General features: G+C 33.9%; 11 protein-coding genes and 2 tRNA genes. 6 read left to right on the top strand and 7 right to left on the bottom strand.

Annotated features, from left to right (window positions below):
- Positions 1-9: 9 nt before the first annotated feature.
- The 3 genes from BM246_RS08235 to BM246_RS08225 all read right to left on the bottom strand — a co-directional run bounded on the left by BM246_RS08235 (position 10) and on the right by BM246_RS08225 (position 2,548).
- A complete protein-coding gene (locus BM246_RS08235; protein ID WP_042502640.1) occupies positions 10-627 on the bottom strand; it encodes a bifunctional nuclease family protein in 618 nt (205 codons plus the stop codon).
- A gap of 110 nt (positions 628-737) precedes the next feature.
- Positions 738-1,697, bottom strand: a complete 960-nt coding sequence (locus BM246_RS08230; protein WP_074937055.1) for an electron transfer flavoprotein subunit alpha/FixB family protein — start codon at positions 1,695-1,697, stop codon at positions 738-740.
- Positions 1,698-1,801: 104 nt separating this feature from the next.
- On the bottom strand, positions 1,802-2,548 hold the full coding sequence (locus BM246_RS08225; RefSeq protein WP_042496682.1) for an electron transfer flavoprotein subunit beta/FixA family protein: 747 nt from the start codon (positions 2,546-2,548) through the stop codon (positions 1,802-1,804).
- Positions 2,549-3,089: 541 nt separating this feature from the next.
- On the opposite strand from BM246_RS08225, the gene BM246_RS08220 reads away from it, so the two are divergent.
- The gene (locus BM246_RS08220) at positions 3,090-4,067 is read left to right on the top strand and encodes a pyruvate dehydrogenase complex E1 component subunit beta (RefSeq protein ID WP_042496679.1); all 978 of its coding nucleotides are present in this window, start codon (positions 3,090-3,092) and stop codon (positions 4,065-4,067) included.
- A 151-nt stretch (positions 4,068-4,218) separates the two neighbouring features.
- Positions 4,219-6,723: a DUF5686 and carboxypeptidase-like regulatory domain-containing protein gene (locus BM246_RS08215; RefSeq protein ID WP_074937053.1), complete on the top strand. Its 2,505-nt coding sequence runs from the start codon at positions 4,219-4,221 to the stop codon at positions 6,721-6,723.
- A gap of 154 nt (positions 6,724-6,877) precedes the next feature.
- Here the strand turns inward: BM246_RS08215 and BM246_RS08210 are convergent, their stop codons facing one another.
- Complete coding sequence (locus BM246_RS08210) at positions 6,878-8,128, bottom strand: BamG family beta-barrel-assembly machinery protein (protein WP_074937186.1); 1,251 nt, start codon at positions 8,126-8,128, stop codon at positions 6,878-6,880.
- Positions 8,118-9,419 (bottom strand): DUF4270 family protein, encoded by a 1,302-nt coding sequence (locus tag BM246_RS08205; RefSeq protein WP_159140051.1) that lies wholly within the window; start codon positions 9,417-9,419, stop codon positions 8,118-8,120. The genes BM246_RS08210 and BM246_RS08205 overlap by 11 nt, the downstream gene beginning before the upstream one ends.
- Before the next feature lie 248 nt (positions 9,420-9,667).
- Between BM246_RS08205 and BM246_RS08200 the strand changes: the two genes are divergently transcribed.
- From BM246_RS08200 to BM246_RS08185, 4 genes are all read left to right on the top strand, one after another.
- Positions 9,668-10,654 (top strand): Kelch repeat-containing protein, encoded by a 987-nt coding sequence (locus BM246_RS08200; protein ID WP_074937051.1) that lies wholly within the window; start codon positions 9,668-9,670, stop codon positions 10,652-10,654.
- A 100-nt stretch (positions 10,655-10,754) separates the two neighbouring features.
- Positions 10,755-11,093 (top strand): DUF4907 domain-containing protein, encoded by a 339-nt coding sequence (locus BM246_RS08195; RefSeq protein ID WP_052415201.1) that lies wholly within the window; start codon positions 10,755-10,757, stop codon positions 11,091-11,093.
- Positions 11,094-12,158, top strand: a complete 1,065-nt coding sequence (locus BM246_RS08190; RefSeq protein ID WP_074937049.1) for a sensor histidine kinase — start codon at positions 11,094-11,096, stop codon at positions 12,156-12,158.
- Between the two features lie 14 nt (positions 12,159-12,172).
- The gene (locus BM246_RS08185) at positions 12,173-12,898 is read left to right on the top strand and encodes a LytR/AlgR family response regulator transcription factor (RefSeq protein WP_074937047.1); all 726 of its coding nucleotides are present in this window, start codon (positions 12,173-12,175) and stop codon (positions 12,896-12,898) included.
- A 214-nt stretch (positions 12,899-13,112) separates the two neighbouring features.
- Here BM246_RS08185 and BM246_RS08180 read toward each other — a convergent pair.
- Positions 13,113-13,196, bottom strand: a tRNA-Leu gene (locus BM246_RS08180).
- A gap of 30 nt (positions 13,197-13,226) precedes the next feature.
- A tRNA-Gly gene (locus BM246_RS08175) sits at positions 13,227-13,298 on the bottom strand.
- Positions 13,299-13,323 lie beyond the last annotated feature (25 nt).

The following is a 13,323-nucleotide window of genomic DNA, read 5'->3' as shown; positions in this document are numbered from 1 at the left end:
ACTTAGGTATTATTCTCTTTTAGAAATTTCATCACGAATATGTGCTGCCTTTTCATAATCTTCATTCGAAACGGCTTCTTCTAGTAAGTTGTGAAGCTCTTCGATAGATTTTGCTTTGTAGTTTTCACCTGGCTCTTGAGGCTCAAGCTCATTTGCAACCAACTCATCCATCAAAATATTATCTTCCGTATCATCATCCTCTTTTTTAGGATTCACTTTTAAGTAAATACCGGCTTTGTCAAGAATGTTTTTAAACGTAAAAATAGGAGCTTGAAAGCGAAGTGCTAAAGCTATAGCATCACTAGTTCTGGCATCAATTATTTCTTCAATTTTATCGCGTTCGCAAATTAAACTTGAATAAAAAACGCCATCTACAAGCTTGTGGATAATAACTTGTTTTACAACAATATCGAAGCGGTCTGCAAAATTTTTAAATAAATCATGTGTTAAGGGTCTTGGAGGACTAATTTCTTTCTCTAAAGCAATAGCAATAGATTGCGCCTCGAAAGCCCCAATAACTATAGGGAGTTTGCGGTCGCCATCTACTTCATTTAAAATTAATGCATACGCACCATTTTGGGTTTGACTATAGGAAATCCCCTTTATGTTTAATCTTACTAAACTCATAATTAATAAAAACGCAAAGAACTGTTTAAATTAGGACTTTACCAACTGCATGATGGATAAATTCTAATTTAATCAGTTCTGAATATTATTACAATTTAAAAAAAAATATGTTATTGCTGCGCTTTAAAAGCTTTTAATTTCTCGATGAGTTCTGGAATAACCTGAAAAGCATCTCCAACTACTCCGTAATCGGCCGCTTTAAAAAATGGTGCTTCTGGATCTGTATTAACTACAACTTTCACTTTAGAGGCATTAATACCTGCTAAATGTTGAATAGCACCAGAGATTCCGATAGCGATATACAAATTAGACGCTACAGGTTTTCCTGTTTGCCCAACGTGTTCACTATGTGGTCTCCACCCTAAATCTGACACTGGTTTAGAGCAAGCTGTTGCTGCACCTAAAACTTCGGCCAATTCTTCAATCATACCCCAATTTTCAGGACCTTTTAATCCACGACCACCAGAGACTACAATTTCTGCATCTGCAATAGTTACTTTATCTGTAGCTTTATCTACAGACTCAACGTTTACAGCAAATTCTGGAATGGCAGGTGAAAAATCTTCCGCGGAAGCGCTACCACTATTTTCTACTAAACCAAATGCATTATTAGAAACTCCAATAATTTTAACTTCGGTGTTTATTTGCGTGTTTTCGAAAGCTTTATTTGTAAAAGCGGGACGTTTAACAGTAAACGGACTTGTGCTAGATGGTGCTGCTACAACATTAGAAGCGTAACCTGCATTTAACCCTACCGCTAAAAGTGGTGCTAAATATTTACTATCGGCACTAGAGCTGATAATAATAACTTTAGCACTTTCGTTTTCGGCCGCTTGCTTAATAACATTTGCATAAGCATTGGCATTAAAACTATTTAATTTATCATTATTAACATGTAACACTTTATCTACTCCGTAATTCCCTAAAACAGATGTATCTGCGGCATTTACGCTAATAGCTGTAACAGTTGTGCCTAATTGGTCTGCAACGGCTTTTGCATAAGAAGCAACTTCTAACGCTGCTTTTTTAAAGTGACCTTGTTCTGATTCTGTATATACTAAAACTGACATAATATATTCTTTATTTTTTTAATTTCCACGGAAGTGAAAATCTCATTAATGATTTTGTAAACTTGAAAAGACTCTGAAATTAAACTCAGACTAACTCCTTTTCTCTAAATAACCTTAGCTTCATTATGAAGTAAGCTTACCAACTCGTCTAAATTATCTGGAGAAACCAAAGTAACTGCACCTTTTGGAGCTGGTTTTTCAAAAGAAACAGATTGTGTTTCCGGAGAAGCTTCTACAGGTTCTGATACTGTTAATGGTTTTTTACGAGCCATCATAATACCACGCATATTTGGAATACGTAAATCACTTTCTTCTACCAATCCTTTTTGTCCACCAACTACTAATGGTAAACTTGTAGAAACGGTTTCTTTACCACCATCGATTTCTCTAACCGCTTTAGCGCTTGTACCGTCTATTTCTAAACCAATACAGCTATTTACAAAATTTGCATTAGTTAAAGCAGCAAGCATACCAGGCACCATTCCGCCATTGTAATCAATAGATTCACGACCAGCAATAACTAAATCGTAACCACCATTACTAACAACATGGGCTAATTGCTTAGCTACAGAAAAAGCATCGGTAGCTACTGTATTTATGCGTATTGCAGCATCTGCACCAATAGCCAAAGCTTTACGTAATGTAGGCTCGGTTTCTGGACCACCAACATTTACAACATCTACACTGGCACCTTGTTTTTCCTTAAACCACATGGCACGTGTTAATCCAAATTCATCATAAGGGTTTATCACAAATTGTACGCCATTGGCATCAAACTTAGTATTGTCTTCTGTAAAATTAATCTTAGAAGTGGTATCGGGAACGTGGCTAATGCACACTAATATTTTCATAATAATCGCTATTTAGTAAGAATATGTTTGTTTGAGTTTACGAAGTTAATTATTTTATTTCGAAAAATACTATGCACGCATAATAAATTTTTGTTTTTATTTTTTAGAAATCAACAAGTATTTATCTCGAAACAAACCTTAAACTATTTATAAACACCTTTAAACAAAGGTATAAACAATTATTTAGACCGCTGGTTTTAGTTCACACAATATTAACACCCTATCAGGTTTTATTAAAATTTCACATCATGAAAAGTAATAAAAAACCTACTTAAAGAAAAGATTTAAATCGAAAACTGAAGCAATCATGATTTAAAACACCATATTAAAGGGAGGATTACCCCATCCTTCTTAGTGCAATCCGCAATAATCTCCTTTTCTCATTCTTGAGTTTCATCTAAAAACGTTTTTCTTCTGTTAATTTGATAAAAAAACACAGCACTTACTTCCGACTTGAAAATTTCCATAAATCAAAGTGAAAAAAACAATATTTTTCTCGTAGAAAATTTTTAATTTAGCAACTTGATTTAAAATAGATAGAATGAAGACAATTCAATTTAGAGAAGCCATTTGTGAAGCCATGAGTGAAGAAATGCGTCGTGACGAAAGCATTTACTTAATGGGCGAGGAAGTAGCTGAATATAATGGTGCTTACAAAGCATCGAAAGGAATGCTAGATGAGTTTGGAGCAAAACGTGTTATTGATACACCAATTGCAGAGCTTGGTTTTGCAGGTATAGCAATTGGTTCTACCATGACAGGTAACCGCCCGATTGTAGAATACATGACATTTAACTTCTCTTTAGTAGGAATTGATCAAATTATAAACAACGCAGCAAAAATTAGACAAATGTCTGGTGGGCAATTTAACTGCCCTATTGTTTTTCGTGGACCAACAGGTTCTGCAGGACAATTAGGAGCAACACACTCACAAGCTTTTGAGAACTGGTTTGCTAATACACCTGGTTTAAAAGTTGTTGTACCATCTAATCCTTATGATGCAAAAGGACTTTTAAAAGCATCTATTCGCGACGACGATCCGGTTATTTTTATGGAAAGTGAGCAAATGTATGGTGATAAAGGTGAAGTGCCAGAAGGCGAATACATTATTCCATTAGGTGTTGCCGACATCAAGCGTGAAGGTACCGATGTTACTATTGTATCTTTTGGTAAAATTATTAAAGAAGCTTATAAAGCTGCAGACGAATTAGAGAAAGAAGGTATTTCTTGTGAAATTATCGATTTACGTACCGTTCGTCCAATGGATAGAAAAGCAATTGTAGAATCTGTTAAGAAAACAAACAGATTAGTTATTTTAGAAGAAGCATGGCCTTTTGGAAGTGTTGCTACTGAAATTACTTACTTAGTACAAAGTGAAGCTTTCGATTATTTAGATGCACCAATTATCAAAATAAACACCGCAGACACACCTGCACCTTATTCTCCTGTTCTTTTAGAAGAATGGTTACCGAATAAAGACGAGGTTATAAAGGCTGTGAAAAAAGTTTTATACAAATAAAACAACATATTTTACGTTATTAAAACTTCATTAGCACAACTGTTAGTGAAGTTTTTTCGTATAATAAAATAACATATTCGTTTTTTTGAAAGGAACGCTGTTACAGACAGACTATTAGCTTCTTTTAAATGAAACATACTAAATGCCCCTAATGAAAACGAAATTAGTTTTAATATTTTTCTTTTTTGGATTGCTTTCCATAGCAGCGCAAACCAAAGTGAGCGGTTATATTTTTGATGAATATAAAGAGCCCGTATCTTTTGCTAACGTTTTATTTAAAGGATCGACCCAAGGAACCATAACCGATGAAAACGGCAAATTCTATTTAGAATCTGACGAAACTTGGAGTAACCTTATTGTATCCTTTATAGGTTACGAAACTCTAGATGTACCTTTAGCTAAAAGAGTAAATTACGACTTAAATTTCACGTTAAAAGAAGAAGCCTCTGCTCTAGACCAAGTATTGATTGTTACAGGCAAGCAATCTAAAAAAAACAACCCCGCCATAGATTTACTTCGTAAAATTTGGGAAAACAAACGTAGCAATGGCTTAAAACAGTTTAAACAATACCAATACGATAAATACGAAAAAGTAGAATTCGATATTAACACCATAGACAGCGCCTTAATTAAAAGTAAGCTATTTAGAGGTATGGAATTTGTTTTCGACCAAGTCGACACTTCTAATGTTACAGGTAAAACCTATTTACCTATGTTTATAAACGAAGCTGTATCTACCGTTTATGGCGACAATATTATAAACAAAGAAAAAAACGATTTAAAAGGAAACAAAAACTCTGGGTTTAGTGATAACCAAATAATAATCGATTTTGTAGACGACCTTTATAACGACTTTAATGTTTACGATAACTACCTTAAGTTTTTCGATAAAAGTTTTGTAAGTCCTTTATCTAAAACAGGGATTAACACTTACAACTATGTGTTATCCGATAGCTCCTTTATTGATAATAAATGGTGTTACAACATTATTTACTATCCGCGTAGAAAAAACGAACTGACTTTTAAAGGAGATTTTTGGGTTGCCGATACTACCTATGCTATTAAAGAAATTAATTTACAAGCTTCAAAAAGCGCAAATATAAACTGGGTAAAAGACATTTACATTGAACAAGAATTTGAAGTACTAAACGATTCTTTATTTTTAGTAAAACGTGACTACATGATGAGTGATTTTGCTTTTAGTAAAAAAGAGAAATCGCGTGGTGTTTACGGAAAGCGTACTACTTTGTACAACAATTACGTATTTGATAAAGAGAAAGATAAAAAATTCTACGATGTTGAAGTTTACAATTTCGATAAAGATGTTTACGATCGTGATGATACCTTTTGGTCAGAAAATCGTTTAGAAAGTTTAAATAAAGATGAGCAAGGTGTTTACAAAATGCTCGATACTTTAAAAACAGTTAAAAAATTTAAACGCCTATATAACTTAGGAAGTATTTTAACCTCAGGTTATATCGAGTTTAACTCATTACCTTTAGATTACGGACCAATATTTTCAACTTTTGGATTTAATGAAGTTGAAGGTTTACGCTTGCGTGCAGGTGGTAGAACATATTTTGGAAAAAACGATTTATGGCGTTTAGAAGGTTTTATGGCTTATGGTTTTAGAGATGACAAAGTAAAGTATGGCATTTCTGGAAAATGGCTAGTTGATAAAAAGAGTCGTTTAATTATTTCCGGAGGAAACAGACGCGATGTAGAACAAATTGGGGCGAGCTTAACCACAAGTTCTGATGTTTTAGGACGAAGCTTAGCATCATCTTCTGTAGTAGGCACTAGCACTAACGATAAGTTAACCTCTATAAACTTAACCAGTTTAGCTGTTGAAGCAGAACCATGGCGCAATGTTATTTTTAGGTTAGGCGGTAACTACCGTACTTTAGAGTCGGCATCGCCAACTTTTAGTTTAGATTACAATACGCCTGATGGATTGGAATCGGAAATTAAACAGTTCGAATCGTCTCTATCAATGTCTTATTTCCCGAAGCGAAAAATGACAGGTTTTGGTGTAGAGCGTTTAAATGCTAACGATGATTACGCACGTCTTTTTGCGCAAATAACACGTGGAGATAAAGCCATATTCGATGGTGATTTTAACTACACTAAACTTCAGTTTTCATATATTCAACCTTGGCAAATTGGTGGCTTTGGCCGCTTAACCACAACGGTAGAAGCTGGTAAAACCTTTGGTGAAGTACCATTAGGTTTATTAAGCGTTATTCCAGGAAACCAATCGTATTTTTCAATATACAATACCTTTTCTCAATTGGACTTTTACGAGTTTGTTTCAGACACTTATGGATCTGTACATTTAGAACATAATTTTAACGGACGTTTATTTTCTAGAATCCCGTTTTTACGTAAACTAAATTTAAGAGAAATAGTGAGTTTCCGTGGTGTTATAGGCGAGCTATCTGATGAGAACTTTGCATTAAGCAACACAGGCTTACCAAACAGCATTCCGTTAGCAGCGCCATCTAAAAAGCCATACTACGAATATGGTTTTGGTATTGGAAACATTTTTAAAGTATTTAGAATAGACTTTAATTTTAGAGGTAATTATTTAAATGAAGTTGAATATCCAGACGCTAGAAAGTTTGGAGTTACAGGAAGCTTCGGTTTTAACTTCTAGAACCTTATTATATATACAAAAAACGCACAAAGGCAGTAGTTGTCTTTGTGCGTTTTTTTGCTATTAAGTAAGCTTGCGCTTAAATATGCAACCTATAAATTGAAGTAGAATTTCCTGATGTACCTTCCTAATAAAAAACGATAAAAGAAGCCTTTTAATAGATTTTACGTTTCTGAAACCAAATACCTTCTAAACTTAAGTTTATAGAAAATAAATGGTAATTTTCCTTAATTAAACCGCTTGAAATAGTGCCTTTATTTCCATAAGAATAACTAAAATTAATCATAGAACTTGTATCACGTTTTAATGGCACACCAATACCAAAGTTTATCGCAGAATTACTAATTCGGGTATTATCTATTTCAATATTTCCGTTATCGTAATTAAACCCTGCGCGATACTCCAAGCGATTAAAAAACTTTAATTGATTTCCTGTACTCTTAAATTGTAAACCAGCTCCGAAGAAATCCTGATCTACAAAAGTTCCTATTTGATCTGATTGATTAGTATCATCCCAAAAACTTTTCTTATAATCTAAACTCACCGTAAAAGCCTCTTGAAGTGTAGTTTGCAAACCAAAACCAAATTCTAAAGGCAACTTAAAGTCATCTAAATCAGAATCGGTTTCAAAAATCTCGGTAGTAACGTCGGTGGAAATGGTGGTTGTCCCAATTGTATCACCGCTAAGTATTGCTGGTAAATTGACCACCCCACCAACGGAGAGATTTTTGGCTATATCATATTGAAATCCTGCACCTAAACGTAGTCCAGAATAGCGATTATCTTCATCTATTAAAATAGAACTGTAACTGTCTGCAAAAATATAGTTGGTTTCTGTTTCTGTAATTTTTCCAAAAAGTGCAGATGCAGTTATTCCTAATCTAAAATTATCGGTTAACGAGTAACCGTAATTCATCTTTAAATCGTTTATTCCTCCCTCACCTTCAACCGTTGTGTTAAACAAATTTGTACTACCCTCAATATAACTTTCTATTCCAGAAATGGTATATCCCACACTTGTAAACGGAATTAAGGTTATACCGAATCCTGATTTCTCGTTAATAGGAAAAGCAATACCAATGTTGGAAAAATTGGCTGTAATACTAGAATTAGAACTTGCCCCTTCTGCCGAGATATTTGTTTCTCCTTTAAAACCAAAGTCGTAGAAAAACGCATTTTTAGGAATTGCCCCAAATGATGCTGGATTCGAGTTATTTATAAACGTGCTTGATGGTATGGCAATGCCCGATTTTCCTAAACCATTTATTTTACCTGTACCAATATCGTTGGTTAAGCCTAAGCCATAAAGTGAATAAGGCGAACTCGATAAGGCATTAGATTGAGCAAAAACCTGACCAGAAAAAACAAGTAAAACGGTGTAAAGTGCTATATATTTAGTCTTCATAAATGGCATAAGTTAATTCTAGTTTCAGTTTTAAATCGTCGCTGGAAGTTTCTTCTCCATTAAAAATATAGCGATCTACAGATTGATTGAAATCTTGTCCGTAAATAGCTAAATATAAATTATCATTATACGTGGCATCTAACTTTAAGTTTAGAAAATACGTAACAGGAATAGAATAGGTTAAGGTTTTAAATTCTTCATCATAAGCCTCTAAAAGACCATAAGTAGTTTCACCTGCAGCATTGGTAAGCGTGCTGTAAATATCGCCTTTTCTATCAATTAAAAATACACTTAACGAATCGCGAATAGATAAGTTATCGGTAGATGAATTTTGCTTAATAGAAATCTTTAAACTGGCATTTAAAATGCTTCCATTTCCTTCAATATCATTAATTCGTTCCACATAAGGAATATCAATTCGAGTTGCTAAACCTGTCCCCGATTGTGAAAAACTATTATCATCGGTATCTGTACTAAAAAGTTGTGTTTCTTCACTTTCTAGATCTGAAAAATAAGTTCCGGTATAATCGCTAGAAACATTATGAAAGCTGTTGGTAGAGTTTAAGTAAAACTCCATAGTCTGGCTATCCTCAACTTCAACCTCATCATCTTCCGAGTAGTATAAGCGTAAAAAACTACTAGTCGCAAATCCTAAAACACTCGTGTTGTTATCGTCTGGACTTACTAAAAGTCCTTTATATTGATTTAAAAACTCATCGCTCGTAGTGATTTCATTATCTCTTATTTTTTCATATAACTCCTTTCCAAAAACGTCGCTAATAGTAATATGAAGCGAATCTTCTTTTATTGGGTAAGGCTGAAATGTTTTTGTTCCGATAGCCGTTTCACTAGCCTCAAAATTGGTTGTGTTATAAAAATAATCATCATCACTTTTAATATCATCTAAAATATTAAAAACGTTAATGGTTTGCGTTTGTGTAGTGTCGTTATAAAAGTAGTTGTCGTACTTTAAAATTAACGCGATAGAATCGTAAATTGCTTCATTATCAATACTTTCAAAAGGGTATGCCAATTGCAAATAACTTTTTGCTTTAGTTTTCCCGAAAACGTCATCGGTATAAGCACCAACTAAAAGTCTACTCGTATTAGAAACCGCAATAGAATCGAACTTAAAAGTAGAAGCATTTACCGTCATAGAATCGATAAAATAGACTTTAGTATCTACTTTTATCCAATCTTCTCCCACGGGAACTGCGGTATCATCTCCTTCACAAGCCATAAAAAATGCTAGGCCCATAAAAATTAATGACACAGAAAAGAACTGTTTCATTTTCATATAAAATCTTTTTTTATGCGAACCTAAATAAACACTTCATTTAAATAAAACATGTTATACAAAGACCTTGTTTTAGTATGCCAATAGCCTGATTTAACCGACCAACACGGTAGAAGCCCGTTGGTCTAGAAAATAGCCGTGTTGGTATAGACTAATCCCGAGAATATCAATTATGTTTTTATATGGCGCTAGTAACAGATAGTTTTGCTGAAAAGATTAACAAAAAGAAGAGATAACGAATTATGAAAAATAAATTAAAAGTCCTTTTAGGTTTAGGTGTTTTTATAGGTCTATTTGTAAGTTGCAGTAGCGATGATGATGACGAAGAACGAGGGAACTGGATAGAACGCTCAATTTTTGATGGTGTTCCAAGAAGTAATGCAGCTAGTTTTGTGATAGACAATTTAGGCTACATGGGTACTGGATATGATGGAGACGATTACTTAAACGATTTTTGGCAATATAATATTGAAGGAAACTATTGGTCTCAAAAAGCAAGTTTTCCTGGTAGCACACGTAGTTCTGCTTCTGGAATGGAAATTGACGGCGATGGTTACATTGGTGTTGGTTATGATGGTTTAGATGAATTAAGTGATTTTTATAAATATGATGTTGCCTCTAACTCATGGTCGCAAATAGCAGACTTTGGTGGTGGTGTTAGACGTGCTGCTGTAAGTTTTGGCGTTAACGGTAATGGCTATGTTGGTACAGGTTATGATGGCGATAACGATTTAAAAGATTTTTGGAAATACACTCCAGGAACCGATACATGGAGCGAACTTGTAGGTTTTGGCGGAGATAAAAGAAGAGATGCAACAACCTTTACTATAGATGATAAAGTTTACTTAGGTACAGGAGTTAGCAATGGTGCTTACAAAACTGATTTCTGGGTTTTCGATCCTACAACTGAAGTTTGGTCTAGCTTAACCGATTTAGACGATGACGATGATTACAATGTAGTACGCTCTAACGCTGTAGGTTTTAGCATGGGTGGATTAGGATATATTGCTACTGGTTATTACGGTGGCGCCATGACCTCTATTTGGGAGTACGACCCAATTAATGACGATTGGGAAGAAATTACAAACCTAGAAGCTACTGCAAGACAAGACGCTGTTGCCTTTTCTACAGGAAGCCGTGCTTTTGTAAGCTTAGGAAAAACAGGTACTTTGTACTTAGATGATACATTCGAAGTGTTCCCTCAGGATGATTATGATGATGAAGATTAATAGCAAATTTTATATCATCCATTAGTTAAATTCCAAAGTAACTTGCTCATTATTTTATAGCAATTACTTTGGTTTTTCTTGTTTAAAAAAAATATAAATAATGTTTAGAAGAAAAATAATATTAGTTTTAGTGGTAGCTTTGGTGCTAACTAGTGGATTGTATATGGCTAATTCCGATATATTTGAAACATCTAACCCTTATAAGACTGAAGTTTTTAAAGTTGAAAATGGTTTTGGATATCAAATAAATTATAATTCCAAATTACTCATTAAACAAGAATACATTCCGGCCGTTCAATTAAACAAAACGTTTTGCACAGAGCAAGATGCAAATAGTGTGGCTCAATTGGTTAGTAAAAAACTATATAATAAAGAAAATCCACAGATAACGCTAGAAAACTTAAACCAGTTAAACATAGCACTTAACTGTAACAATTAAATGGAAACAACAATACAATCTTCTTTTTTTGGCGTAAAGAGCCGGAAACAAATTATGCTTCATATCTCTATATGGACCATTTTTGTTTTTATGCATTTAATTCAGTCCAGACCGGGAGAAGATTTAATAAACTTCAGCAATAGCTCTCTTTTTGTAATAAATATTATTTTATTCTACCTCAACTATTTAATATTAGTCCCAAGGTTATTACTTCATAAAAAAACAGGTCTATATATTTTTTGTGCTATTGTTTTTATTGCTTTTTTCACCTTCTTGTTTAGAGAACTAAACTATGAGTTTAATAAAAATTATAATGTTTTCAACAGAGGCCCTATGCCTTATAGAGGTGCCAGGTCCAGACATTTTTTCTGGGGACTAAAAGGCGCCATGATTGCTATTAACAGCTTTTTAATATTAGCGATTGGCACTATAATAAGGATGTATACCGAATGGAGCAGCAATGAAATAGCGACAAAACAAATAGAGGCGCAAAAATCGTCATCAGAATTACATTTTCTGAAAAATCAAATTAGCCCTCACTTTCTATTTAACTCTTTAAACAGCATCTATTCGCTCACTACAAAAAAATCTAACGACGCACCAGAAGCCGTTATCACACTTTCTGAATTGTTGAGATATATGTTGTACCAAACCAATCAAGATTTTGTATTACTAAGTAACGAACTCGACTATGTTCAAAATTATTTAAAACTTCAGCGTTTACGTATTGCCAACAACGAACATGTTACCATAAACATTCATGGCGGAATTAACAGCCAAAAAATAAGACCACTTTTACTTATTTCTTTTATCGAAAACGCCTTTAAATATGGCACCGATTTTAAAGGACACACTAAAATTAAAATTGAAATTTATGTTAAAGATGATGAACTTCAATTTACATGTATTAACTTGATAGGCAGTAGAAAGAACGATAAAACTAGTTCTGGAATTGGATTACAAAACACAAAAGACCGCTTGAGTTTACTATACCCAGACAGTCATTGGTTAACTATTAAAGAAATCGATAATGAGTTTGTTGTAAATTTGACGTTAAAACTCTAGTAAAACTATTTAAGATGAAATGTGTAATTATAGACGACGAACCTCTAGCTATTGATGTAGTAGAATCTTATGTGCAGCAAGTTGGCGGTATAGAAATTGTCGCAAAGTGCACAAACCCACTAGAAGCCATTATTCTTTTAAACAAACACCAAGTAGATTTAGTGTTTTTAGATATTGAAATGCCAAACTTAACCGGTATCGATCTTGTAAAAACAATTGACAATATGCCACAATTTATATTTACAACGGCATATCCAGAATACGCACTAGATGGTTTTAACTTAAATGCTACAGATTATTTAGTAAAACCTATTCCGTTTCATAGATTTTTAAAAGCCATTTCTCGTGCAAAAGAAAAGTATGAGCTGGAGAATAAAGTAGTTGTAAGTCCGCAAGTAACAGAAACAGCAGCACCTGTTGCGGTTAATAATTTTATTTTCGTTAAATCGGAATATGAAAACATTAAAATAAACATAGACACGATTATTTATTTACAAGGCTTAAAAGATTATATTAAAATTTACACCTCAGATACTCAAAAACCTATATTAACCTTATCTAGTTTTAAGGACATATTAGACAAACTTCCTCCTTCAAAATTTATAAGAGTTCATAAATCTTACGTTGTGAGTATAGAACACATAAAAGCTATTCAAAAATCTAAAATTTTGGTGGCAGACATGCGTATTCCTGTTGGAGAAACCTATAAGGATACCGTTATGAAACGATTAGGTGTCTAATTAGCGATTCACACTTCTTATTAAACAACTTTTAAAACCTAAACACACATATTTAGAGCCTAACTGCGCTACCTATATTCTGTAGCGCGACAATGGCCTTACTATCGGAAGTAAAACCCGCTTACACAACCTCTTTTACAATACGTTTAAAAAACATGTTATTTTAAATATGGCGCATAAAAAAAGCCTTATCTAATAAAAGATAAGGCTTTTGTACTGAAGACGGGACTTGAACCCGTACGTCCTAATGGACATTGGATTTTAAGTCCAACGTGTCTACCAATTCCACCACTTCAGCATTGGAATATTTTAAGGCAAAAATTCTCAGAGCGAAAGACGGGATTTGAACCCGCGACCCCCACCTTGGCAAGGTGATGCTCTACCCCTGAGCTACTTTCGCAGTCTTTTAATGAACGAGCAATATT

This window comes from Algibacter lectus (assembly GCF_900112395.1).
Taxonomy (GTDB): domain Bacteria; phylum Bacteroidota; class Bacteroidia; order Flavobacteriales; family Flavobacteriaceae; genus Algibacter; species Algibacter lectus.
The sequence above is the reverse complement of the archived record's forward strand: the minus strand, read 5'-3'. Positions and strand labels throughout refer to the sequence as shown.

What these genes read in the sequence shown, in the direction of transcription:
- BM246_RS08200 (WP_074937051.1), top strand. Translation starts at nt 9,668, where the DNA reads ATGAAAAATAAATTAAAAGTCCTTTTAGGTTTAGGTGTTTTTATAGGT.
- BM246_RS08185 (WP_074937047.1), top strand. Translation starts at nt 12,173, where the DNA reads ATGAAATGTGTAATTATAGACGACGAACCTCTAGCTATTGATGTAGTA.
- BM246_RS08205 (WP_159140051.1), bottom strand. Translation starts at nt 9,419, where the DNA reads ATGAAACAGTTCTTTTCTGTGTCATTAATTTTTATGGGCCTAGCATTT.
- BM246_RS08235 (WP_042502640.1), bottom strand. Translation starts at nt 627, where the DNA reads ATGAGTTTAGTAAGATTAAACATAAAGGGGATTTCCTATAGTCAAACC.
- BM246_RS08225 (WP_042496682.1), bottom strand. Translation starts at nt 2,548, where the DNA reads ATGAAAATATTAGTGTGCATTAGCCACGTTCCCGATACCACTTCTAAG.
- BM246_RS08195 (WP_052415201.1), top strand. Translation starts at nt 10,755, where the DNA reads ATGTTTAGAAGAAAAATAATATTAGTTTTAGTGGTAGCTTTGGTGCTA.
- BM246_RS08210 (WP_074937186.1), bottom strand. Translation starts at nt 8,128, where the DNA reads ATGAAGACTAAATATATAGCACTTTACACCGTTTTACTTGTTTTTTCT.
- BM246_RS08190 (WP_074937049.1), top strand. Translation starts at nt 11,094, where the DNA reads ATGGAAACAACAATACAATCTTCTTTTTTTGGCGTAAAGAGCCGGAAA.
- BM246_RS08220 (WP_042496679.1), top strand. Translation starts at nt 3,090, where the DNA reads ATGAAGACAATTCAATTTAGAGAAGCCATTTGTGAAGCCATGAGTGAA.
- BM246_RS08215 (WP_074937053.1), top strand. Translation starts at nt 4,219, where the DNA reads ATGAAAACGAAATTAGTTTTAATATTTTTCTTTTTTGGATTGCTTTCC.
- BM246_RS08230 (WP_074937055.1), bottom strand. Translation starts at nt 1,697, where the DNA reads ATGTCAGTTTTAGTATATACAGAATCAGAACAAGGTCACTTTAAAAAA.